Origin of the sequence: Aetokthonos hydrillicola CCALA 1050, from assembly GCF_017591665.1 — a bacterium.
Lineage (GTDB): Bacteria > Cyanobacteriota > Cyanobacteriia > Cyanobacteriales > Nostocaceae > Aetokthonos > Aetokthonos hydrillicola.
This window is the reverse complement of sequence record NZ_JAAKGC010000002.1, coordinates 102,927-127,657: the sequence shown is the minus strand read 5'-3', so window position 1 is coordinate 127,657 and position 24,731 is coordinate 102,927. Positions and strand designations below refer to the sequence as shown.

Genomic DNA, 24,731 nt, shown 5'->3' with positions numbered 1-24,731 from the left:
TATTAATAATTATTATTAGTATCGTTCATCCATGCACCGCTGTCATCTGACGCACCTTGATATTTATAATACCAGGTATCTTAACAACGTCCCCATACATTACCATGCATATCATATAAACCGCAAGCATTTGGTGGAAATTTTCCTACTTCGGTTGTTTGCTGGCGGTAAACGCCTTTTGGATAAGTATTGTAAATTTTTAATAATAAAAATAGACCAATACAGTCACCGTTATAATTCGCTAAATCAGTAGTAATCGTCTCGCCAAAATAAAACGGGGTAGTTATCCCAGCACAACAAGCATATTCCCACTCTGCTTCACTTGGTAAACGATAGGTTTTACCTGTCCGTTGAGATAGCTTAGCACAGAACGCGATCGCATCATGTCCCGACATGAGCGCCAGTTGCGGAAATATGTGTACACTGGCTTGCCTTGCGTGGAAAGTCCCCAGGTAGCGTAGGCGTAGCCCGCCTTTGGCATCGCCATCTCATGATTCCGCCCTTCTTGATGCCAATACTTTATATTCGGCACCAATGTGGGATGTGCTGTTACAACTTGCAGTGACTGAATCTCTGCGCCAAAAATCAGGATTGTAAATAACAAAATACAAAACTCCCATTCGCGCATAAGCATTCATGTTTTCATGATATTCTCCGCTTGGGGTTTGGGAATTAAATTTCTTCTAGAATATATTTCTATTCTAACTTAATCAATCTATTTAGATTTGGTAGCAAATAGAGCGGTCATTGGCTTAACTCCATTCTTTGTGTTACCCGCTTCATTAAGGTATTCGCTAATTCCAAAAGCGTCTTCAGTTGTTCGTAGCAAAGAGTAGTGATTGTAAGGAGTGTTATCTACCACCCCACGCGGTCCATGATTGGTAATGACAATCGTAGGGATCTGTCCACCACCAAAGTTAGCATAACTTTTGGGGTCAAATCCACAGCATCCTTGAGTCCCTGTTTTGTCTCGTGGATTGTTATCCTCGTCCCATGTAATAATAATCGCATTGTTGCCGGGCGAATTCCAGAGACTAGAACTTGTAATTTGCTTTACAACTCTACCAATCCAAGCGTCACCAGTTCTAATTAACCCTCCTGTACCAAAACATTCTGGCAGACCATGCATTTCATGACATTGGTTAGCTATGATGTGACTGTAGTTCGGAACATTCCCACTTTTGAGATCAGCTGTAAGTTGATCTAGTCCTACAATCTTTTTCAATTGGTTAGGATCATCCTGAACTTTCTTAAAGCTAATAAAGCCATTGTGCTTAGAAGCATAAAGTGCGCGAATCACATTAGGATAGACAACAGCCTTTGATCCAGGAGCAGGTATGCTCTCAAAGTAACCCTTCCAAGTCAGCCCTTTTTCCTCGAGTTGATCCAGTAAGCTTTTACTAGAAACGGTATGATTAGCATAGTCTGGTAGCTTAGAGTTGCTACAGAATCGGTCTGCTTGATTCGGGTGACAATAGAAAGCATCATCGTCATGAATACCAAAAGTACTACCACCAAGCATTGCAATATAGTTTGCTTCGCTGGGGTGTACTTCACCATAGAAGTTAGAAGCTAAACCATAGGTTTTTGCAAGTAGATTTATATTTGGAGCATTGGAACTACCAATGATTTCTTTATAAGCTTTGTTTTCCTCAACAATCACAAAAATGTGTTCGTACTTAGGAATTCCTTTGTCTTGCGCAACGGCTGATTGGTTATTAGGTTCTGCTCCATCTGTCTTGTTACTGATATTTTGTTGCTTGGGTGAGCAAGCGTTCATCATCAGACTTAAGGTAAAAACACAAAGCGATAAAAGAGTCGTTTGATAAGGTAGACGTACAGACATAATTTATTGTAAGCGAGGTGGTTATTCTTGGTAGAGTTCGCCTGAGTTACTGCAACCGTAAGCTTTTTTTAGTCTTCAAGAATCTCTAGTAGAAGACGTTAAATTTATAGCACTAAATTGTTCTCTATATGAGTAAATTGTTCGATTGAAAACAAATTTTACAATAAGTTGTTGTAATACACATTATACACAAAAATTTTATTTGATTAAAGTATAATATTACACTCAATACACAGAAAAACTGTTTTGAACGGCTTAGCGCTTCTCCTATTTCCATCATCACCTTTACTGTTGTCGCTAAATTCATAATTGTGTATTAATATCTACATCAAGCAAGTATTTTTATGTCAAGCCTGTGTTTTCATTATCGGTTAGTAAAATTTATTGCATTGTAGCGATTAGTTTTGTAAAAGCTTATAGTATAAGCTTTTCACATTCTTCTGTAGAGAGGGTGTAGCAACTTTCTTGTCGCATTTATTCTGCTAGTAAATTTGCATACAAAGAATGATGGTAATTTTAGAAATTCATGAAACAAATTTTATCCACTAAAGTGAAAAATTTTCTATTCTTTAATATCTTTCTTCCAGTGAGTTTTTTTATTTTTGCAATTTACTTTATGCCTATTGAGCAAGTCTTTCAATTCGATACTAGTGATGAAGGAATTGAATTGATTAAAGCTTCGCTTCATTTAGAAGGCTTTGCTTTGTACACGCAAATTTGGAACGATCAACCACCTCTTTTCACTATTATTTTATCATTCTGGCTTGGTTTATTCGGTAAATCAATCTTTATAGCGCGGCTTTTAACTCTTAGTTTTTCAACGATACTCATCTGGTCTTTTTGCCAAACTTTACGTATTCATTTAGGCAACTTTTCAGCGATTGTTGGAACTTTATTGTTAATTATTTCTTGCAATTTTCTTAGAGTTAGTGTTTCTGTGATGATTGGAGTGCCAGCTATATCATTAGCTATGCTTTCAATTTATCTATTAACTCTTTATGAACAAAAAATGTCTCGTTTTTTTATTGTTATTTCAGGGGCATTACTAGCTTTATCTTTGCAAATAAAACTATTTACAGCATTTATAATTCCTTTAGTTATATTTGAAATTATTAAATTCACATTTCTTAAGAAGCTATGTCGAACAAAATTATTTATTGATACTCTTTTATGGATAGCTTCTTTTTCTATTATTTTTATTCTTGTTGGTTCTTTATGTAACTCTCTTGATAGCCAGCAACTACTGAAATCCCACTTGGATGACAGTGTGAAAATAGGTTTTAATCAGAAAAGTAGCCTGAAACTAACGTTGTCATTTTTTTTGGAAGACTTCGATTATTTACTTTTAGCAATTCCTGCAATTATAACTATTTTGAAAAAACGACAATGGGAAAAATCTTTTCCTCTTGTTTGGTTAATAAGTGCTATTATTGTACTTATTCATCATCGACCAGTTTGGTATCATCACTACCTTTTAATCTCTATTCCTCTAACCTGGTTAGCTACTTATGGAGCTACATTATCATTTGATTTTTTCCGGAAAAAGAATTGGCTCCATAACTTCAAGCTAAACCAAATCCAGAGTTTTGCAGCGGTAGCATTAATTTTCTCACTTTTTGTTACCCCTATTAAGCTGGTAATTATTCAATTAGAAAATCATAGCTATTTACAGAAAGGTAAAGAAAATACCGAGTTACTTAATATCATGTTACAGCATAAACAGTCTACTCAATGGGTTTTTACAGACTGTCCAATTTATGCTTTTTATTCGGGGTTACGTGTTCCACCAGAGATTGGCGTTCTCTCTCACATAAGAATAGAGTCAAAAACTATAACACGTCAACAATTGCTTTCGGTTTTTGAAAATTATCACCCTGAGCAAGCTCTATTATGCAAATCTAAAACTATTCGTGGCTATGTAAATAGTTATCTCGATGAACACTATTTAAAAATCTATCAAAATCATGTAGGTTCACTTTATTTGTTGAGAAAAAACTGAGCATTAACTTCCATTCGCCACTAACTCTCTCAATTTCGTGAGGACTGCGATCGCATGATTCTTCGCTTGCACTTTTGGCCAAGCATAAGCAATAATTTGATCAGGTGCAATCAGGAAAGTTGAACGCTCTATCCCCATATACTCCTTACCCATAAACTTCTTCAATCGCCATGCTCCATAAGCTTCAGCCACATGATGCTCTGGATCACTCAATAATGTGATTGACAAGTTATGTTTAAGGATAAACTTGCAGTGTGATTTTTGTGAATCTGAACTAATCCCTAATATCTTAGCTCCTAATTGAGTAAACTCACTATTAAGCTCTGTAAAATCTTTAGCTTCGACTGTACAACCAGGCGTATCATCTTTGGGATAAAAATAAACAACCACCCACTGGCTGCTAAAATTAGCGAGGCTCACTGGATTTCCGTCGTGGTCGCTTGTTGAAAATAAGGGTGCTTGTTCTCCTGGTTGAGGAATGTTGTTCGGTGCCATCGTCTCTAACTGTTACTGCGATACTCCATAAATACCACAGGAATCGCGAGTAATTTCTTACCTAAGTTAGAAAATCCAAACTTTCTCTTAAGAGATGGAGGTACATCCTCAATGGATATCGGCACAAAGCCAAAGCGAGTATAAAATTTTGCTAGTTGCTGACCCAGACATTCTAAATATAGGGGTTGAGTTGCTTGACGAATCAAGTGCTGTGTTAAAAATATCCCCAAACCTCGATTTCTCCAACTAGGAGCGACAACCAAACTCCCGAGTTCTTGCGCATCAGAGAAGCTGCGGAGTTGTCCGCAAGCTACCAATTTTCCCTCACATTCAATCACCCAAAATTGTTGCCAACGTAATTGAGTTGGGTCAAGTTTTGCCGAGAAAACCAACAAGCGTATCGACCAAGCATCTTCAGAAGTTGCTCTGCGAACAATACACCCTAATGGTAATAAGTTACTTTGTTCCATTCATCTTAAGTAGGGGAGATAGATTGCTACGACATTCAATACGCGAGTTATACTATCAAAATACCTTAGCTAACTCGTACTTGGACTAAAATCAGCTAACCTAATAGATAAGTCGGATGAAAAATTGGTAACGCTTGATATCATATGTTTCAAATAGATCCTCCCCGTCCCGCTAAAGAAATACTACCCACGATGTACGATCTAAAAAGCGAAGATCCGGAGGAACCTGGTTTGCCTGATGAGTTTCACGTTTTCCAACCCCAATTGCTGCGAGAAACCTTTGTCCCAACAGATTATCCAAAAGATGAGGTATTTATTGGCGCAGACTTGAATGTTTACTACGATCCCAATCATACCCAATGGTACAAGCGTCCGGATTGGTTTGCAGTTTTGGGGGTTTCGCGGTTATATCAAGGTCGAGATTTGCGTTTGAGTTATGTGATTTGGCAAGAAGGGGTAGATCCTAACGTAGTGGTGGAATTAATTTCTCCAGGTACGGAAAAAGAAGATTTGGGACAGAGTTTGCGAGAAGTTAACCAACCTCCGACAAAATGGGAAGTCTACGAACGCATTTTACGCATCCCTTACTACATTGTGTTTGACCGTTATACCGAGGATCTCAAAGTATTTCAAAATATTGCAGGTCGTTATCATTTAATGCCAGTTACTGATAATCGGGTGTGGTTACCAGAATTAGGGTTAGGAATTGGTTTATGGTTGGGTAACTATCAAGATATTGAGCGGTTATGGTTGCGTTGGTATAATGATGGGGGAAATTGGATTATTACTGCCGAAGAGAAGGCATTACGTCTAGCTGCAAAATTAAGGGAATTGGGAATAAACCCAGACGACGTAAGTACTTAAGCAAAATGAACCTACAATCCTTCTACGGCTTAGGCTCATATCTAATTTCTGGAGATGTTTAAAGGCAAGACAGGGTTGTTCAACCAGTCCCTTTTATACAAAAGTCTGATCGATATAACACCACCGCCAGTCTTCACCCGGTTCAATCGATTGCACAATTGGATGATTAGTAGCCTGAAAATGCTTGGTTGCGTGTTTGTTTTTTGAAGAGTCGCAGCAACCAACATGACCGCAGATTAAGCATTGACGTAAATGCACCCATCTATCACCCATCTTGAGACATTCCTCACAGCCATCAGCACTGGGTGTCACGTCTTGAATTTCCTCGCGATGCGTACAACCTCTACTCATAAAATCCTCCTTTTTGCTTGCTCCCCTTTTGAGCTTACCAGAGAAGATGTGGTGTGTGGGAGAGAGGAAAGACAGTGAACAGTTATCAGTTATCAGTTATCAAGGTACTGAAATTACGTAACCAGTGAAGTTATTAGTTATCAGTAATCAAGGCGTGTGGTGCAGTGATAACTGATAACTGACTAAACATCTTTTCCCTCTCGTGTACTATCCTTATGGTCTTACCATTACCTTGATTGCTTCTCTCTTATCCATTGCTGCATACCCGGAAGGAACACCATTAAGGTCAACAGTGAGATCTAGAACAGGGGAAGGGTCAATTTTACCCGCAATTACGTCATCGAGTAGTTCAGGTATGTAAGCGCGCGCTGGTGCAACCCCACCACGCAAAGTTATGTTAGAGAAAAACATGTGCGATAGATTGATTGTCTCACTACCGTGAGGTACTCCCACATAACCGATGGCACCACCAGGACGAGTGATGGAAATCGCATTATCCATAGATGATTCAGTACCAACACATTCCAGCACTGACTCTGCACCACCCTTGGTTATCTCTAAAACTTCATCCACTGCTTGCTGATCTTTACTCTTTACCACATCAGTAGCACCGAAACGCCTTGCAATATCCAAACGGTCTTCGTGACGACCAATAATGATAATCCGTTCTGCACCTAACCGCTTTGCTGCTAGTACCCCACATAAACCAACAGCACCATCACCAATCACGGCTGCTGTACCCCCTTGCCGTACACCAGCAGAAATTGCTGCGTGGTGACCAGTTGACATCACATCGGTGAGTGGTAATATCTTAGTTAAAATCGCATCGTCATTCTCAACTTCTTTGGGAATAGTGACAAGAGTACCATCAGCGAATTGCGCACGTATAGCCTCAGCTTGTCCCCCATCATTAGACTCTCCACCCCAAAAACCACCTCGAACACAAGAAGTTTGTAAGCTTTTACCACAGAACTCACAACTACCATCAGAGAATGCAAAGGGAGCAAGAACGCGATCGCCTTTCTTGATATTGCGAACTTCAGACCCGACTTCCTCAACGATCCCCATCCATTCATGACCAGTGCGCCATCCAGGTTTCCAGTTATCTAACCCGCGATAAAACCACAAATCAGAACCGCATATACAAGCATGGGTGATCCGCACGACTGCATCCGTAGGCTGTTTAATAACAGGATCAGGAACATTCTCGACTCGGACATCGCCGGTACCCTGGTACACTGTTGCTCGCATTACAAGCTCCTTGTAAATTGTTGTTATGGCTAAAAACATTCCATATCATAGTTAAACCTTGCCTACATCGTCTATATCCTCAGACTTATTGAGGCTAAAGAACTGAAAATATAGAAATAATGCGCGTATTTGCCTGCTAAAACAAGGTAGAGCGTCATAACGTGGAAATTCCAGACAGCAAACTTAATGAATAGGTGGCTTAGCCAAAAACCATCAAGGAATTTCGGTCTTTGAGGACACTACAACAACTTTGGCGTTGCATAAGTGCGGGGGCAATCAGCAAAGAAACAAGTATTATTGTATACTTCTAAGTACAAAAGTAGCAATCAAATTGATATCTATAAGCATATTTATTGATTTATAATAACATCATACACTTAGATATATATTGAGTAATCTTTTGGAGGGCTATAGATATCTATAAGTTGCTGACCACAAGTAAAAAAAGTGATTTTATTTACGTTATAGTTCACAACTTTTTTTGAATTCCGTAGACTGCCAGTATGGAAAATGCACAGTACACAACCTCAATTCATCCCTATATTATGCAAACCTCTCTGAATCAGCCCCTTAACACTATTCCGATTAGAAGTAATAGTTTTGTTTCTGAATTCGTGGGATCAGATACAGAAGTTACGACTGACAGCGAACTAACTTTGGTGGAACAAGCAGAGCGACTGTATTTGGAGAAAATCTTTGAAAGGTCATTTTATGAAGCTGGTAAGGCTTTGGTTCAATTGCGCGATCGCCGCCTATATCGCAGCACGCATAGAACTTTCGAGGAATACTGTAAGGAGCGATTTGGGTACAGTACCCACCGACAGCCCTATCTTCTAATAGAAGCTGCCGCAGTTGTCGATAATCTTTTAGAAAAATATGATCCATTGGATCACATTCTGCCAACTAACGAGCGCCAAGTCAGACCACTTACCAAACTCCTACCAGACGATCAGTGTGAAGCTTGGCAGATGGCAGTTGAGGAAGCCGGAAAAAAAGTCCCAACTAGTAGTATTGTCCAAGATATTGTCCAACGCATTAAAAACAGAAACAAAGTGCTGAATTTTAACCGAGTAGGCGAAGTCTGCCAAATAATTCCTAAAGATAATCCAGAGTTAAAAGGAAAAAGCGGCTGTTGGTGCATTGTGACTGGCATTGGAGATGGAGTCTGCACTGTGACAACTTGGGAGAACGAATATGTTGTCAGACCAGAAAATATTAAGTCCTTTGATTACCTGGAAGAAGAATGCGCCTTTATGCAACAATTATGTTTACGGTTGAAGAAATTTCAATCATTTGGCAATCTAGATGATGCTGCTTATTGGATTCTCAAGGGATTAGGAAAACTCTCCACTCCTTACCTAACACCATTACAACAAAAGTTATTGAATGTTTTGGAGCAGGAGTACAACGAGTGAGTCAACAAAGGTTAGGGAGGTTCTGCCATAAACTGCTACTTTAATTGAAAGCACAAATATTAAACCTCAGCACTCAGGTAATTGCAAGGGGTTTAGATACGCGATCGCTACTGTCTTTCGTGTTCAGATCATCCCACTTGGCTTCGTCTACATTAAAATCTGTTGGTCTAAGAGCAACCTGGGGCTATGGCACTGACGATAATAAAGTGAGAATTGCCAGTATAATTTAGGAGTATTGAATCAAATCTTGGTAATCATACCTCACGTTTATGAAACTGTGGACACCAAACCAATCGGTGAAAAACGGCAGATTTGTCATCCAAAAAGTGCTGGGAGGGGGTGGATTTGGTGTCACCTATAGCGCTATAGAACAACGAAGCGGAAGGTTATTTGCAATCAAAACCCTCAACCCATTGCACCAAAGTGAACAAAACTTCCTAGAGAAACAAGAAAAATTTGTAAATGAAGCGATAAAGTTAGCAAGTTGTCAACATCCTTACATAGTCAGAGTGTATGAAGTCATCCAAGAAGAAGGAATGTGGGGTATGGTGATGGAATACATAGACGGGGAAGATTTAGGAGTATACGTAGATAAAAATGGATTATTGTCGCAAACACAAGCACTCCGTTACATAGATCAGGTGGGACAAGCATTAGAATATGTTCACCAGCAAGGATTTTTACATAGAGATATAAAGCCGAATAATATTCTTTTACGAAATCAGAGAAAAGAAGCTGTATTAATAGACTTTGGACTAGCGAGGGAGTTTACAATAGGAAAAACCCTGAGCATGACCAGCGCGAGAACAGAAGGATATGCACCAATAGAGCAGTATGAAAGACAGGGACGATTTACAGCAGCAACAGATGTATATGGGTTAGCAGCAACGCTGTATGCGTTAGTAACAGGAGAAGTCCCGTTTGCGTCAAATTTTAGAAAGTTTGCAGAATTACCCCCACCAAAAAAATACAATCCAGAGATTAGCGACACAGTGAACGATGCAATAATGACAGGTATGGGGATAGAACAGCAAGAACGCCCGCAAACAGTGAGAGAATTTAGAGAATTGCTGGAAGTTGTGAAAACACCAGAACCGACATTTAGCTTTGAGGTTGTGATAGTCAACAGTCGAGGAGAAATAATCAAACGAGAAAGCAAACAAGCGAAATACTATAGTGAAGACTTGGGTAATGGTGTTGTACTAGAAATGGTCTCAATTCCTGGGGGTCAGTTTGTTATGGGTTCTCCAGAAACCGAACTAGAACGATTTTATCATGAAAGTCCACAACACACAGTTACGATTCAACCCTTTTTTATGGGGAAATTTCCGATAACCCAAGAACAGTATCAAGCTATTATGGGGCAAAATCCCTCCTACTTCAAAGGAGAAAAGCGACCTGTTGAACAAGTTAGCTGGGATGATGCGATCGCGTTCTGTACTAAATTATCTCAAAAGACAGGAAAGACTTATCGTTTACCAAGTGAAGCAGAGTGGGAATACGCTTGTCGTGCTGGAACAACTACGCCGTTTTATTTTGGGGAGACGATTACTACAGATTTAGCAAATTATTGCGGAACAGACAGCCATTTCTCCGGGACAGTGTCTAATGGCAATTATGCTCAGGGCGCTACATTTTTCCTAGACAAAAACGGACAACCTTAGAAAAAACGCACCTGCCTACTCCCAAAAAATACCCCGACATTTCCAGACAGGTGCGTTTTTTCGCACCCTCTCCTAGAAGTCTACATCCCAAACTGGGACAAAGGTTGTCCGTTTTTGTCCGGGTTCATCCCAACCCCGCTCCCCACTAATAAGGTGATTTCCAAGAAAGAAAATACCTGGGGAATGCGAGTTTCGACTTCGCTCAACTCGCGCTCTCTCAGTTGGTTGAGCGAAGCTCATACCATTTCACGAAAAAAATGAAACAGATGGGTAGGCAATACTGCTCGGTTAAGCATTTTCAGACCCATGTCTGGTTTTGGGAAAGGGTTAAAGGGGAAGGGGTAAAGGACTTTTCTAAACATGCATCCCCTTACCTTTTCCCCAAAACCTATACAATCATAGTTAAAGCTCTATGATTGTACTTAGACCCTATATGACAAATACCTCTACGGTAGAAATCCTGATTTCCTTGGATTCACCAGACTTAAGTGGATCTGAGTTACAAGAACAAGCAGAAAACTTACTACCACAGATTAGAGAAGTGGATGGAGTGGAAGCAGCTAATTTGGTGACAGAGGAACTCTCTCAACGAGGAGCGAAGGGAGATGGTTTTATTGTAGGGACAATCAAAGCAGTGATTATTCCTGGTAGTATGAGTTTGTTTAAGTTTCTCAAAGAACGCCTAAGTGGTAAACCACTGGAGATGAATCTCAAACGAATTGATGGGCAAGAATTGAAAATAAAAGCTGGGAGTAAAGAAGATATAGAATTTTTGTCTAAAAAAGCAGAAGAATTTTTCAAATCTTAAGGGTAGGTAGGATGGCAAAAGTAGCACTGCTGATAGGAGTCAGTGAATATAAGCCAGGATTAAACCCGCTACCTGCTGCGGTCAAAGATGTAGAAGCAATGCGCCGAGTTTTATTAAACTCGCAAATGGGTAATTTTGCTGTTGAGAATATCACAGTCCTGGAAAATCCCCAACCATTGGAAATGCAATACGCAATCTACAATCTGTTTGCGAATCGCCAAAGAGATGATTTAGTACTATTGTACTTCTCAGGTCATGGAATAAAAGATGAAAGTGGTAGGCTGTATCTAGCAAGTCGTGAAACGTACAAAGAAAATGGAGGGTTAGTTAAACCATCAGCAGTAGAGGCAAGACAACTGCATGATAATATGAACGAAAGTCGCTCAGAGCGACAAGTCATTATCTTGGACTGCTGCTTTAGTGGTGCGATCGCCAAAGGCTTAACAGTAAAAGACGATGGTAAAGTAGACCTCCAAACACAACTAGGTGGTAAAGGGAGAGCAATCCTAACATCATCCACATCTACCCAGTACTCATTTGCAGAGGAAGGTTCAGAATTATCAGTATACACGCGCTATTTAGTAGAAGGGATAGAAAAAGGTGCAGCAGATCAAGATGGGGATGGATGGATTACGGTAGATGAGTTGCATGATTATGCTTGCGGGAAAGTAAAAGAAGCATCACCAGCAATGACACCGAAATTCTATCCGGTAGAAGAAGGTTACAAGATCCGCTTAGCTAAAGCACCTGTTGATGATCCTTATCTGAAGTATCGTAAGGAAGTTGAGAATATTGCCAAAGAGAATGAAGGAGAGATTTCTCGGATTAACCGCAGTTATTTAAATGAGTTGCGCAATAACTGGAGCTTGCGACCAGAAGAATCTGACAATATAGAAGCAGAAGTTTTGCGACCTTACTTGATACGTCAGGATAAATTACGGCGTTATGAACAAGTTTTTACTGAAGTCATTCAGCAGCAGAATTCTTTGACACAGAGGGATCGCAAAGAACTCAAACGACTACAGCAAGCTTTAAATCTTCGAGACGAAGATATTGCACCAATTGAAAAAAGAATTACTCGACAAACCAGCAGACTCTCATTACCACAAATATTAACTCGGCAACAGTTTATCAGATTAGCTGGTTTTGGTGGTGCAGGATTGCTAGGAACAATAGTAGTTTCCCAAGCATTTCGGGAGGACAATCAACCCAAAAATGATTCACAACCGTCTGTTGTACCTTCACCATCTGCAAATGAAACCAAATTGCAGCAGTTTGAATTTCCGGTAGTGAAGGTGGATGCAAAAGGAAAAATTACCAGCCGCACCACTAAAAATGCAAATTTCTTTACAGAAGATTTGGGTAACGGTGTCACCTTGGATATGGTGGAAATTCCAGGTGGTAAGTTTGTTATGGGTTCCCCGTCAACAGAAAAGGATAGATCTAACTCTGAAAGTCCACAGCACAACGTGACGATTAAACCTTTTTTCATGGGCAAGTTTACCATTACCCAACAGCAATATCAGGCAATTATGGGGAAAAATCCCTCCAACTTCAAAGGAGAAAAACATCCTGTTGAACAAGTAAGTTGGGATGATGCGATCGCTTTCTGTGCTGAGTTATCGAAAACGACAGGAAAAACCTATCGTTTACCAAGTGAAGCTGAATGGGAATATGCTTGTCGTGGTTGGACAACTACCCCGTTTTATTTTGGGGAGACAATTACTACAGATTTAGCGAATTATCGCGGGACAGACTGGAATAATTCGGGGACGGTGTATAATGGCAATTATGGTCAGGGTCCCAAGGGTATTTACCGTCAGGAAACAACCGAAGTAGGAAAATTTCCACCAAACGCTTGCGGTTTATATGATATGCATGGTAATATATGGGAGTGGTGTCAAGATACCTGGCATGATAGTTATGAAGGTGCGCCAGATGATGGCACTGCATGGGTGAGCGATGATAAAAATAATACTAACCGGCTGCTGCGTGGCGGTTCGTGGGACAACCTTCCGAGGAGCTGTCGTTCGGCGTTTCGCCACAGGCACGCGCGCGACTACTGGTACAACAACGTGGGGTTTCGGGTTGTCGTGGTTGGGCTTGCCAGGACTATTTAGCCCTTTGCACTCTTGCCCTTTTGCACTTTACACTTCTTAACCCTGTCTCCGCCGCAGGCGGATCGATTTTTTTTAGTTTTTTATAGACGAGCGATTACATTAATATAGGAGAAATTTAGTCTACAGTCAAGAGTTACGTCCCGTTTTTACGAGCTTTCTGAACATAAGGGTTTGGGATGGGGTTTAAAGTTTGCTCTAAAGGTTTCGGTGCGTTACGGACTTCGTCCTAACACACCCTACGGATCACGCGAAATTGTTCGCAACATTTCTCGGACTGTAATTTTACACTCAGGAAATGCTAGTGGTGAAATTGTAACATCTTCCAATAGAATTGTCCTTGTATTATTAATGGAAATTTTTTATAAAAATTACCCGCAATTTTATTATGGTTAGTTGTTCCCCCTGCCATTGGGATAATTTCTCCGTCCCTGTATTCACTTTTAAATTCAGCTTTCTCCTCTAGCTCCAAATACTCTTCTGGTGTATAGAAACGTTTTTCTGTCTGTAACACCATCTTCTTTTCCTCAATCGATGGGCTGTTCTAATTCTAATCTATGTCTTAGAACTCTAAAATAGCGGTGCGTTACGGCGCAAAAATTGACTAATTGGTCGAAGGTGATACTTGATAATGCGCCTAACACACCCTACGGTAATTTAATATTTTCTTGCATCAATTAATACTGCATAAAACACCTTGATCACTGATAACTGATAACTGTTCACTGATAACTGTTTTCCGCTCTCCCAATCCCCAATTCTTGAAGTTTGGCTTTAACATCCGACCACCCGGTGCCGCAGTAGTAGTATTTTTTATCCAGTATGTTTGCTATATAATAACCCTGCTTGCCACCGTTGATACGGAAAAGTTCAATAGCAACCTTTTTCATAGAAGTGTCGAAGACAGCGAACTCATCTTCAATAGACAGTGTAGGGGCGTTGAATAAGTTAATGAACGGTTCGCCGTGTTTGAACGCCCACCCGTTACCACGACGCTCTATGATTTGATAGTAAGCAGGATAAAAAACTGTAGTGCTAGAATTTGTCATAATAAAATTAGCTTGATTTGCTAAGATATAGCCCCTAGGGCAAGCTAGGGGCTGATAACTAAGTGTTAGTTATCGGTGTTGTCTTTTCTTTCTGGTTGATCTGCCAAATCTTCCAGATCGGATTCGACAACTTCAGAGTCTACGAGGTATGTTTCCCCTGAGACTTCATCCCGCTTTTTCCAAACGCCTTGGACAAGACGGATAAAAATCTTAACAGGGTTATACAAACCTTGATGACCATTACCATTTTTGCTCAATAAATACCTCCTTTTTTGAACGATTGGGGACACTAAATGTCCCCTGTTTTATTTTACACCATTTATCACAAATTTATTTAACCATTTTTAGAAGATTCATTTCGATTTTTCGTGGAGATTAATATTAATTCACCATTGGCGATCGCATCTAATAACTGACCGGTTGAACCTTCGCTATCGTAGATATATCCTAATATTTGTGCAATTTCTTTAAGCTTGTCGCCTGTTCCCGGAGCAACCCTCGCATGAAGATTAGTGCGGTCTAACTTCTTCCTTCCTGCCATAAATGTTAACCATAAAATCAAAAAAGTGGTTTACACATATTAGCATAACAAAGGGTGTAACCAGCGTGTTAAGCTGTGGATCGGGATGAGCGCAATACGATCGCGCCCCATCGTCAAGTTTTCAACAAATCCACAGAGGCTTGCAACTGCTGTGCGATTTCGACAGTTTGTTGTAGAGATAAAGACACAGCACTAGACAAATCGGCTGTACTTTCTGAGTCTTGTGCAATTTGTTTGATTAATGATGCGATCGCCTCAGACATTCCTGCTTGAGATACGGTTGTTTCAGAGATTAATTTTACAAACTCGTCAAGTTGGCTAGCTACTGTTAATACCTCTTCCAAAGTCTGCTTAGTATTTTTAACAAGATTAGCTCCTTCAACAACCTGTCTTGTACTCAATTCTATAGCTGAAGCAACTACAGTAATTTCCAATTGGATCTTATCCAATATTTCGTAAATTTCCTGAGTTACCATAGCAGACTGAGTGGCTAATTGACCTGCGTCTTCTGTTAAAGTTCCATCACCTGTCCGAGAACCTTCTAAGCTGGCGTTTATTGCTAAAACATTAGTTTGTAAAGCAAGTTGGTTAATTAACAATACAACTTTGGAAATTTCCTCAGAAGATTGAGTCAGGTGATTCACCTTCTTAACTGTCTGCGTCACCGTGTGTTGCAAATTCGAGATACTCTCAACAGTGCTATCCATTGCAGCTTTAGCAAGACTAGCTGTGTCAGAAGTTGCAAGTGTCATTTGTGCTGCTTGATGCGCATTATTTGCCATTTCTTGAATCGATAGAAACATTTCATCTATCTGTTCAAAAATACCCCTGATTTCAGACGCCTGTTTGAGTGCTTTATCCGTTAATTCACCCACAACATCAGAGTTTTCACCAACAGAAATATTTACTTGCTGGACAACTGTTTTCACTCGAGTGGCAATTGTGTGCAAATTCTCTATGATGATATTGATAAAATCAGCAAAGATTCCAATTTCATTAGTTGTTTTTTCCGCGCGCACAGTTAAGTCACCATTGGATGCTTCTTTAACATAATCAATAAGTTCTAGCAACTGATGTTCAACAATTTGTTGATTATGCCTTAACTCTTGTTCTGCTTGCTGGTGCTGCGTAATATCCACTAGCACTCCAATAAAATTGATAACTTCTCCGCTAGTATCACGCACTGGAGATATGGTTAATTCACACCAGAATGAAGTTTTATCTTTGCGGTAATTCTTGATTGTGGCTTGACATTCATTAGCATCACGCACGGCGCTGCGTATCTTCTCAAGAGTATCTTGGTCTGTGTCGTCTCCTATGAGAAGTTCGTAATTCTGCTTAAGAACTTCTTTGAGTGAATATCCTGTGATTTTCTCAAAAGCAGGATTGCAAAAGATGATTGGGTTATTTGGCTGTTTGTTGTCAGTAATGAAAATTGCGTTACTTGCAACGGCGATCGCGCGATCGCGAAGCTGTAGTACTTTCTGTGCCTGCTGAAGTTCATCCAACAAACTTGCTTGTTCTATAGCAATCCCCACTTGAATTGCTATTTGCCTAAACAACTCTATTTCGTCTTCCTCCCAAATTCGAGTTTGAGAACACTGTTGAACAGACAATAAGCCTAAAAGCTGACTGTTCTTAAAAAGAGGTGCAACCATGTATCCTTGAATTTGAAAACTTTCCAGAATTTTTCGATGTCTATGAAAGTCTCTAAACCCCACTTCATAAATGCTGTTGACGACTTGAACAAAAACACTTTTATCTGTTTCAAGTCCATTTACCCAAAAAGGATTATTAATTGTTTTTCCTAAAGTTTTTATCCAATTTTGTGCTATCGACTCAGCAATAGTCGTGATACTTCTATCAGGATTAAGACGATAAACACTAGCGCGGTCAGTGTTCAGCAGATAGCGAACTTCATTAACCGTTGTGTTAATAACATCGTTTAACCTCAAAGATCGCCGAATGGATAACATAAGTTGTGTCAATTGTTCAGAGCGCTTAGCTTTGACTTCTTGTTTTGCTAAACGTTCTACAGATGCTGTCAATCGCTGATCGATAAATGAAGTCAAAAGCGTGAAACCCAAAATAATAAACGCTGCAAAACCAACTGCAGTAGCCAACCAAGTCAGTGAAGAATTTGGCTGGAGTGCAGATACTGCTTTTGACTGAGTTACGGTGAAGCTAGCTGACGCCATTCCTATATAGTGCATTCCACAGATCCCAACCGCCATGACCAATGCACTTATGATCTTGTATCCTGTAACAACTGTACCAGATTGCAAGCGCAGTTGAAATGCAATCCATAATGCTGCCATTGATGCAGCAATGGCGAGCAGTACAGAAAGTATAAAAAGCATCGGTTCATACCGAATAGTTGCGTTCATCTGCATCGCATATATTCCAATGTAGTGCATGGAGGCGATGCCTAAACCCATTAAAACTCCTCCCAACAATAATTGCTCCACTTTGAGGACTGGGCGGCTAGCGAGAAGAAGCGCACCTCCAGAAGCAACAATAGCTGGTAATATCGACATGACCACCGTGAATACATCGTAGCTGACTAAAATCGGTAGTTTCAAAGCCAGCATTCCAACAAAATGCATTGACCAAATACCGATTCCCATCACAATTGCACCACCAACTAACCAAGCAAGTTTGGATTTTGCAACAGATGCTGTGACTCTTGCCGCCAAATCTAATGCAGTGTAGGAGGCAAAAACTGCAATCACAATCGAAAGAATTACAAAGCGTAAGTCGTATGTACCACTTATTGCCATATCTGCTGGTAACATGATAGTTATCCTCAAGCTGTTTGTCTTCATTGGTTGGGGTAATCTTATTTTTGATTCATTTCCACTAATTACCTACTAGCTTGATAAGAATCAGCTAATCTGGCAGATAGATGCTACATATGAACTCCATTAAAACAAAGTTTTGAACACTTATAAACATGATTTTTACTAATCTTAGAATTGTAGCTCTAAGCCTTAAATTTTGAAGTGTAGAATCACACATTTAAGAGTTAGTAAAAAAGTATTTATTTGTCAATTATTTGTGTAATTTATTGCTTAGAACAGGTTTTCAATTCCTAATTAATACCTCATTAATTAAGCAGCAGCAAATTTGGCATACCCTTACGTAGTAATGATATTTCAAAAAATTGGTAAGATTTTTCTTTTTCAACAGAGAGATAAAAAGATTATACCGATGGTGTACGTGGGCATTAGGTAAGGCGCTTTCTTGTAGCAGCGTTGCTTGTGGGTTAAGTATCTATTGTTGTTGTTGAGCTTATAAATGTATCTGTAAACACAAATGTATATCTATCTAAAGATAGATATACGTGTCTAACTAATGACACAAAACTCTAAGCGTTGCATGATGGGGAATATAAATTAGAGCTATTGTGCAAACTGCAGATGGGTGATGAAGTGCAAAAAGTCTCAATCAACCTGTATTCGTAACAATCGGGTTATTTGTAGTAAATAAAAATACATATACTTCAATGAGAAAACATTAGTTCATCACATTTTAGTTGCCAAAAATAATACGCTTACTGTAAGCTAGTATTAATTAATACAAGATTCCGAACAATCATTGCGGATCAGGTGTAGAACGACAGTCGAAAACCTGTAGAGCGTGAAGACCTGGTATAAGCAATCATTAGTCGAAAGGAAAAGAATATTAATGCCTTCTGTCCTACGGATACCATTATTTCAAAGCTGGTTCTCCTTGTTGAAAACTGATTCATTTAGCAATTGCACAGTGCGACAACTGATTCCTGGTGTCAGCGCTCCTTGGGCGCATCTTTTAGCTATCGGGGCACCTTTGCTACTTGCTGGGCTCATTCATCAGGGACAACAGGCTGGTTGGTATAATGACAGCTTCGGGCTGTTGGTGATGTCACTAGCATCTATGATTAGTGCTTTTGGACTCCTCAAGCGGGGTGCTGTTATTCTCAATCAGGTAAACCACAATCTACAAGCAGCTGAAGCCGAAATTCAAAGGCTAAAGCAAGAACTAGTTTGCGTTGCCACTATTACGGAAGTTACTGCACTTAAACAAGCTGAAATTTCCCTGCGCCAAAAAGAGCAGCAATTACAGCAACAGGCAATACAACTCCAAAACCAAAATCGGCTCAAAGATGAATTTCTCAGTGCGTTGTCTCATGAACTGAGAACACCCCTTCACCCAATTCTTGGTTGGATCACCTTGATCAGAAAGCAAAAGCTTACACCTGCCAAAACTACTGAAGCGCTACAAATTATTGAGTGTAACGTCCGACAACAAATGGCGTTAGTAGACGATTTGTTAGATGTTTCCAGCATAATTCAAGGCAAGCTGAAGCTGAACTTTCAACGAATAGATTTAGCAGCCGTATTGAACGCCGCTATCGGAACAGTATATTTCGCAGCTCAAGCTAAACGTATCACCATCGAGCTTCAGGGTTTATCCTCACTGCAAACGATTGGGGATCCCGATCGCCTGCAACAAGTCTTCTGGAATTTATTATCAAATGCGATTAAATTTACACCAGATAATGGGCAGGTCAAAGTAGAATTATCGCTCGTCCATAATTCTAATGCTGCCCATTCTGCCCAAATTAAAGTGAGCGACACTGGCATTGGAATTGCTAGTGACTTTCTAGAACACGTGTTTGATCGCTTTCTCCAAGGCGATAGCAGTACAACCCGTAAGTATCGTGGTTTAGGATTAGGACTCGCTCTCGTGCGACATTTGGTCGAACTCCACGGTGGGACGGTGACGGTAGAGAGTCCTGGGGTTGGGCTTGGATCAACATTTACAGTCAGACTGCCGTTGCAAGTCAAAGCAGAACCATTAACGTTTATTGGTGCTGGCACTCCTGTTTGCGGTGCAAACAATTCTCTTTGTGAAGCTTCATTTGAGTCTCAAACTATGCAAACAGCCTCTGCAAAAACTATTAAACTAAGAGGAGCGAGGATTTTACTGGTTGATGATGACCCAGATAATCTAGACCTTTTGCGCTTTTTTCTTGAGCAAGAGGGGGCTGTGGTCATAGCTGTAACTTCACCTTTAGAAGCACTCGAACTCGTTGCCAAAAACCCACCTTCTCTAATCATTAGTGATATTGGGATGCCGGAAATGAATGGTTATGAGTTGATTCGTCAAATCAGAATATTGCCTCAGACTAGACAAACTCCAGCACTTGCAATGACTGCGTTTGTGCAACCTGAAGATCAGCAACTTGCACTAATTGCTGGATTCCAAGCACACATTGCCAAACCTTTTCACCTAGAGGAATTCTTAGCATCTATAATCCAACTCGTACAAAAAGAAAGTTATCCCATTTCACTTTAAGGCTGATACATTACACACATGGGCAATGTGCATAGGGAAATTGTACCCTTAACCACATTGCCCAGTAAATAAGAGTTTCAACCACCAAGAAATTTAGGTCGTGCTTGTTGATTTAGTTGCAACTTTTTTTCTAAATTTACCCAATCTTCTTGCTGTATAAGGGTAATCAGTTCATCAAGATTATGGCGGTACTCCAGGAGCGATCGCAATAAACAAGAACGATTATACCGCGCCATCATCAACCCTAATTCTGGATTGCCACCACCCACACGACTTGTATCGCAGAAGCCCGAACTAGCAAGGTTTTGAGCTAATTGTAAAACTGATGGCTCCGTTTCACCCATACAAGCAGAAATTAAAGAAGTACTCACCATCACAGGTAAATGAGAAATCCAAGCTACAGCACGGTCATGTTCTTCAGGAAGACAATGATAGATAGTCGCACCAAGCTGTTGTACAATTTGCTCTAGCGCCGTAATTGTCGCAGGTGGTGTTGTAGCTAATGGTGTCAATACATAAGGCCTGTTTACAAATAAATTTGGCACAGCTGCTTCTATACCACTGTCAGCTGTTCCGGCCATAGGATGTCCACCGACAAAGTTATGCCAGCGTGGGGAAATCTCGCTGACTATTGGTGCTTTTACTGAGCCTACATCAGTAATTATTGTAGTACAAGGTAGATGAGTAATTAGTGTCTCAAATGTGGGAATAATAAGTGATAGAGGTGTACAAATAAATACAACTTCTGCAGTCGCGAGCAAACTAACGTCAACAGAGGCTTCGTCTACAGCGTTTAGCGCGATCGCCCTAGTACAAGTTGATTCTCTCCGACTAACCCCTAGCACGTAATGTCCGTGCGATCGTAAATCCAAACCCAAAGAGCCGCCTATGAGACCAAGTCCCAAAATACCAATATTCATTCTTGATTTTCCTTCAATTAACAAGAATCCAGGAGTCAGGAGTCAGGAGTCAGGAGCAAGAGTAGAGTATAAATTCTGTCTTCTTGGCGAATGAATAAGAGGGTTTAAATTCCCAAGAAGATTGATTCTAAATTTTGTATTCTGACTCCTGCATTCTGTCTTCTGACTCCTTCTTCCATTTCTGTATACTTTACCAACTATTGCCTGAATGACCGTAGAGGAATTGCTGGAACAATACGCAGCAGGAATCAGAGACTTTCATAAAATTGAACTCTCTGAAGCTAACCTGAGTGGTGCAAAACTAAGTGGTGTAAATTTTAGTCATGCTAATTTGAGTGTGGTAAACTTTAGTGGTGCAAATCTCAGCACTGCTAATTTAAGCCATGCCAAGCTGAATGTCGCAAGACTCAGAGGGGCTAATCTTATCAGTGCTAATTTGAATAATGCTAGCCTTAACGTCGCCAATTTGATTCGGACAGATTTAAGTCACGCCCAATTAAGATCAGCTTCACTAATTCGATCTGAGTTAATTCGTGCCGATCTGAGTAACGCTGACTTGTCGGAAGCCAATCTCCGTAATGCAGATCTACGAGAAGCTACACTTCGTAACGTTGTACTCGAATGTGCCAATTTAAGCGAAGCAACTTTGCGAGACGGTTTTTTAACCGGGGCTAATTTACAGCAAGCTAAATTAAACAGCACTGACTTAAGTCGTACTGATCTCGCTAGTGCAAATTTTCGGGATGCTGATCTTAAGCAAGCAAATCTCAACCGTGCTAATCTCAGTGGAGCGAACTTAATTGGTGCTAATCTTCGGTGGGCAGATTTGAGCGGCGCCAATCTCTCGTGGGCAGACTTAAGTGAGGCAAAATTAAGCGGGGCTAACTTAATAGGGGCAGACTTGAGTAATGCCAATTTGACAAATGCAAGCTTAATCCATGCTGATTTAACTCATGCAAAATTGATTAAGGTTGATTGGGTAGGTGCAGACTTAACAAAAGCAATTTTGACCGGAGCAAAACTTTATGGTACATCCCGCTTCGGCTTAAAAACCGAGGGTACGATTTATGAATGGGTTGACCTCAGTCCTATGGGGGATCACTCCATCATCAAATATTTTAACTCTGTTGAATACCAAGACTTTTTTAATGAAACTCCGCCAACAATCCAAATTATTGTAGACAGACCTTTAGACTACGAAGCCAATTTTATCCTCGCTAGTGCTTATTACCAAATTGCTCAGCAATACCAAGAACTCAAGCAACCTCCTACCATAGACATTGGGCGTCGTAGGACCGTTTTTACCTTCCAAGTAGATAGTGATGAGAGTTTATTCCCCACAGCTTACGTAGCCGTTGTTCCGTTTAAGGACGCCGCCGCTACGCAAAAAAATATCTCTACCTTAGTACAAATGATAATAAGCCAAGATATTGCTAAGCTAGGTTTAAAGGCCCCTAAATCTGTCAAGCTACTAACCACTCTTTTTGAGCAAGCGATGGATCACGCATCTGTAGTCAATTACAAGAAACAAAAATTAGAAATAGCACCAAAATTCAATTTTTTTCAAGTTCCTACACAAACAATTTTAACAAATTCCAGCGCTCAAAATTTGATTGTATATAGTCACCCAAACTTTGGTAAAAAATTTACTGATATCCCCGATGTTAAGTATTCTGTAGCCGATGAGATTTCTCATACAACTACGAAGTCGATGATTCCCTCACTAGATATGCTCGTTGATTTTTTTCAAGGATTTCATTGTGTAAGTAACTAAGGAGAAAAAATGCGCGCTTTTAACAAAATGCTCGGTCGAACTCGCTATGTAGTCTGTCGTATAATGCTCCATTTAGGAGGAGCCGAAGTAGCACCAATTTTAGGAGTGTTGAATCGTGCCGGACGCGCAGCTATAGATGCTGAGGGTGACTTAGAAGTTTTAGGAGAAGAATTGGTCGAAATCTGCCAAACCCTTCTCCAGAACGATGAAAACTGGCTCTCTGGTGCAAATGAAGGTGACGTATTTTGGAGTGAAGGTGAAGCAGGAGACTATGTAAATGAATTATTTACTGACTCAGCTCAGCGTTACCTAAGTGAACCAGATTATAATTCTGGATCTAATGATCCTTTATCTTTACCTGTAACTCGTAATTTGATCGTGATGATTACAGTAGCGTGTGAAGGAGAAGTACCAGAATTAGAGACTGACCTTTCTAACACTCAGGCGATGAAAGAAGGGATAAAAAGCTTAATTAATTTGCACTACAAACATAAATTCCAGGCAATACAAGTGCATTTCTCCCCAGCACGGTTAGGAGAGGAACTGACTAACGATCAGTTATTGCAATATTACCCCGAGTTAATACCTCTTTAATGGGCATGGGGCATGGGGCATTGGGCATGGGGCATGGGGACTGGGGATTGGGGACTGGGGACTGCAGTCTAGAGAAAATGTTTACAGTCCAAGTCCCTTTCCCAAGGCTTAATTTCCAATCTCTAATCCCCAATACCCAATACCCAATACCCAATACCCAATACCCAATACCCAGTCCCCAATCCCCAATACCCAATACCCAATCCCCAATCCCCAGTCCCCAATCCCCAATTGTAGGGTTGTCCGCACTCATCACCCATCAACAAATTGTTAAGCTGGAAGGCAGGAAAATAGTCCAATGTTTATGACACTCTTGCGTAAATTTACAGTCATTGTTTTAGCATTGAGTTTGTGCTTAACAACTGTCGCTTGTGGCGGAGGAGGGAATCAAACGACTCCTCAGGGGCGAAACGTCTCTCAAACCACGCCTACTAAACTCAGCGATGGTCAGTACCCAGTGCAACAAGCGAGTTATGATGATGGTAATGGGGAGTACACGCTGTTTCTACTTAACAGTCCATCCCCAACGTTTAGAACTCAGAGTTTACAAATGGCTCGCCTGACCGATGAACAAATTAAGCAAGGTCAGAAAAGTTTCCTGAAGGTGGAAAAAGGACAGCCAATTTTATATCTAACCGAGGATTTTAAAATTGAATATGTCCATAACGTTGCTGAGACTAAAACGAATCCTCAAACAGGACAACAAGAAACAGTTGTAGCTCGTCGCGAATCAGGTTTCTGGGCTCCATTTGCAGGTGCTTTGGCAGGTCAAGCAATTGGTAGTCTTTTATTTAGACCCCAATATTATGTTCCACCAGCTTATCAACCAGGAGGAGGCTCGTTGCTGACTGGTTACGGTGGCTATGGCAGAAGCTATAACGATGCGATCGCGAGTTATCAAACTCGCTACAATGCCCCACCAGCCGAAGTGAGAAACCGCACTACTTTCCGTAGCACAGGAACAATTAGAAGATCATATCCAGACAACACAAGTACACGCACCATACCACCCACGACTACTAACCGTCCTACTGGTTCTGGATTTGGTAGCAGTACCCTAAGACCATCTGGTGATTCTAGTTCCATTAGAAGACCATCTAGTGGTTCTTTTGGTAGTGGTGGTCGTTCGCGAGTCCCTCGCGGTGGTTTTGGTAGTAGAAGGCGTTAATAAGTAAAGAATTCAGGAGTGAGGAGCCAGAATTCAGCATGAATTTTGTGATTCTGAATTCTGAC

Annotated in this window: 21 protein-coding genes and 2 pseudogenes; 10 read left to right on the top strand and 13 right to left on the bottom strand. The window is 40.5% G+C overall.

What is annotated here, in order from left to right; all coding sequences use genetic code 11:
* Positions 1-8 precede the first annotated feature (8 nt).
* Positions 9-395 (bottom strand): annotated as a pseudogene (locus G4P69_RS01745) (formylglycine-generating enzyme family protein); the annotation flags it as partial.
* A 320-nt stretch (positions 396-715) separates the two neighbouring features.
* Positions 716-1,846, bottom strand: coding sequence for an alkaline phosphatase family protein (locus tag G4P69_RS01740; protein ID WP_208338255.1), 1,131 nt, complete (start codon positions 1,844-1,846; stop codon positions 716-718).
* A 526-nt stretch (positions 1,847-2,372) separates the two neighbouring features.
* Between G4P69_RS01740 and G4P69_RS01735 the strand changes: the two genes are divergently transcribed.
* On the top strand, positions 2,373-3,845 hold the full coding sequence (locus tag G4P69_RS01735) for an ArnT family glycosyltransferase (RefSeq protein ID WP_208338256.1): 1,473 nt from the start codon (positions 2,373-2,375) through the stop codon (positions 3,843-3,845).
* Positions 3,846-3,848: 3 nt separating this feature from the next.
* Here the strand turns inward: G4P69_RS01735 and bcp are convergent, their stop codons facing one another.
* Both bcp and G4P69_RS01725 read right to left on the bottom strand, forming a co-directional pair.
* Positions 3,849-4,340, bottom strand: a complete 492-nt coding sequence (gene bcp / locus G4P69_RS01730; protein ID WP_208338257.1) for a thioredoxin-dependent thiol peroxidase — start codon at positions 4,338-4,340, stop codon at positions 3,849-3,851.
* Between the two features lie 5 nt (positions 4,341-4,345).
* Positions 4,346-4,810, bottom strand: a complete 465-nt coding sequence (locus G4P69_RS01725; protein ID WP_208338258.1) for a GNAT family N-acetyltransferase — start codon at positions 4,808-4,810, stop codon at positions 4,346-4,348.
* A 144-nt stretch (positions 4,811-4,954) separates the two neighbouring features.
* Between G4P69_RS01725 and G4P69_RS01720 the strand changes: the two genes are divergently transcribed.
* Positions 4,955-5,674 (top strand): Uma2 family endonuclease, encoded by a 720-nt coding sequence (locus tag G4P69_RS01720; protein WP_208338259.1) that lies wholly within the window; start codon positions 4,955-4,957, stop codon positions 5,672-5,674.
* Positions 5,675-5,767: 93 nt separating this feature from the next.
* Here the strand turns inward: G4P69_RS01720 and G4P69_RS01715 are convergent, their stop codons facing one another.
* Together G4P69_RS01715 and G4P69_RS01710 are read right to left on the bottom strand one after the other, a co-directional pair.
* Positions 5,768-6,025 (bottom strand): ubiquitin carboxyl-terminal hydrolase 14, encoded by a 258-nt coding sequence (locus G4P69_RS01715; protein ID WP_208338260.1) that lies wholly within the window; start codon positions 6,023-6,025, stop codon positions 5,768-5,770.
* A gap of 213 nt (positions 6,026-6,238) precedes the next feature.
* Positions 6,239-7,276, bottom strand: a complete 1,038-nt coding sequence (locus G4P69_RS01710; RefSeq protein ID WP_208338261.1) for a zinc-dependent alcohol dehydrogenase family protein — start codon at positions 7,274-7,276, stop codon at positions 6,239-6,241.
* 503 nt (positions 7,277-7,779) lie between these two features.
* On the opposite strand from G4P69_RS01710, the gene G4P69_RS01705 reads away from it, so the two are divergent.
* From G4P69_RS01705 to G4P69_RS01690, 4 genes are all read left to right on the top strand, one after another.
* Positions 7,780-8,691, top strand: a complete 912-nt coding sequence (locus G4P69_RS01705) for a hypothetical protein (protein WP_243902058.1) — start codon at positions 7,780-7,782, stop codon at positions 8,689-8,691.
* A 269-nt stretch (positions 8,692-8,960) separates the two neighbouring features.
* Entirely contained in the window at positions 8,961-10,355 is a 1,395-nt protein-coding gene (locus G4P69_RS01700; protein WP_208338262.1) for a bifunctional serine/threonine-protein kinase/formylglycine-generating enzyme family protein, read from the top strand.
* A 433-nt stretch (positions 10,356-10,788) separates the two neighbouring features.
* Positions 10,789-11,163 (top strand): sugar ABC transporter permease, encoded by a 375-nt coding sequence (locus G4P69_RS01695; protein ID WP_208338263.1) that lies wholly within the window; start codon positions 10,789-10,791, stop codon positions 11,161-11,163.
* Between the two features lie 11 nt (positions 11,164-11,174).
* Entirely contained in the window at positions 11,175-13,283 is a 2,109-nt protein-coding gene (locus G4P69_RS01690; protein ID WP_208338264.1) for a caspase, EACC1-associated type, read from the top strand.
* Positions 13,284-13,608: 325 nt separating this feature from the next.
* Here the strand turns inward: G4P69_RS01690 and G4P69_RS01685 are convergent.
* From G4P69_RS01685 to G4P69_RS01665, 5 genes and pseudogenes are all read right to left on the bottom strand, one after another.
* Positions 13,609-13,797: pseudogene (locus tag G4P69_RS01685) on the bottom strand (Uma2 family endonuclease); the annotation flags it as partial.
* Positions 13,798-14,002: 205 nt separating this feature from the next.
* Positions 14,003-14,329 (bottom strand): hypothetical protein, encoded by a 327-nt coding sequence (locus G4P69_RS01680; protein WP_208338265.1) that lies wholly within the window; start codon positions 14,327-14,329, stop codon positions 14,003-14,005.
* Positions 14,330-14,394: 65 nt separating this feature from the next.
* Positions 14,395-14,586, bottom strand: a complete 192-nt coding sequence (locus tag G4P69_RS01675; protein ID WP_208338266.1) for a hypothetical protein — start codon at positions 14,584-14,586, stop codon at positions 14,395-14,397.
* A 77-nt stretch (positions 14,587-14,663) separates the two neighbouring features.
* Positions 14,664-14,870 carry a hypothetical protein gene (locus G4P69_RS01670; protein WP_208338267.1) on the bottom strand — a complete coding sequence of 69 codons (207 nt, stop codon included), beginning with the start codon at positions 14,868-14,870 and terminating at the stop codon, positions 14,664-14,666.
* Positions 14,871-14,983: 113 nt separating this feature from the next.
* Positions 14,984-17,665 carry an MHYT domain-containing protein gene (locus G4P69_RS01665; RefSeq protein ID WP_208338268.1) on the bottom strand — a complete coding sequence of 894 codons (2,682 nt, stop codon included), beginning with the start codon at positions 17,663-17,665 and terminating at the stop codon, positions 14,984-14,986.
* A gap of 892 nt (positions 17,666-18,557) precedes the next feature.
* On the opposite strand from G4P69_RS01665, the gene G4P69_RS01660 reads away from it, so the two are divergent.
* Positions 18,558-20,210 carry an ATP-binding response regulator gene (locus G4P69_RS01660; RefSeq protein ID WP_208338269.1) on the top strand — a complete coding sequence of 551 codons (1,653 nt, stop codon included), beginning with the start codon at positions 18,558-18,560 and terminating at the stop codon, positions 20,208-20,210.
* Positions 20,211-20,287: 77 nt separating this feature from the next.
* On the opposite strand, the gene G4P69_RS01655 is transcribed toward G4P69_RS01660, so the two are convergent.
* On the bottom strand, positions 20,288-21,130 hold the full coding sequence (locus G4P69_RS01655) for a prephenate/arogenate dehydrogenase (protein WP_208338270.1): 843 nt from the start codon (positions 21,128-21,130) through the stop codon (positions 20,288-20,290).
* Between the two features lie 208 nt (positions 21,131-21,338).
* Here G4P69_RS01655 and G4P69_RS01650 point away from each other — a divergent pair, with 208 nt between their 5' ends.
* The gene (locus G4P69_RS01650; protein ID WP_208338271.1) at positions 21,339-22,904 is read left to right on the top strand and encodes a pentapeptide repeat-containing protein; all 1,566 of its coding nucleotides are present in this window, start codon (positions 21,339-21,341) and stop codon (positions 22,902-22,904) included.
* A gap of 9 nt (positions 22,905-22,913) precedes the next feature.
* Entirely contained in the window at positions 22,914-23,498 is a 585-nt protein-coding gene (locus G4P69_RS01645; protein WP_208338272.1) for a DUF1517 domain-containing protein, read from the top strand.
* A gap of 122 nt (positions 23,499-23,620) precedes the next feature.
* On the opposite strand, the gene G4P69_RS01640 is transcribed toward G4P69_RS01645, so the two are convergent.
* The gene (locus G4P69_RS01640) at positions 23,621-23,797 is read right to left on the bottom strand and encodes a hypothetical protein (RefSeq protein WP_208338273.1); all 177 of its coding nucleotides are present in this window, start codon (positions 23,795-23,797) and stop codon (positions 23,621-23,623) included.
* On the opposite strand from G4P69_RS01640, the gene G4P69_RS01635 reads away from it, so the two are divergent.
* Positions 23,797-24,666 (top strand): hypothetical protein, encoded by an 870-nt coding sequence (locus G4P69_RS01635; protein ID WP_208338274.1) that lies wholly within the window; start codon positions 23,797-23,799, stop codon positions 24,664-24,666. The genes G4P69_RS01640 and G4P69_RS01635 overlap by 1 nt on opposite strands.
* Positions 24,667-24,731 lie beyond the last annotated feature (65 nt).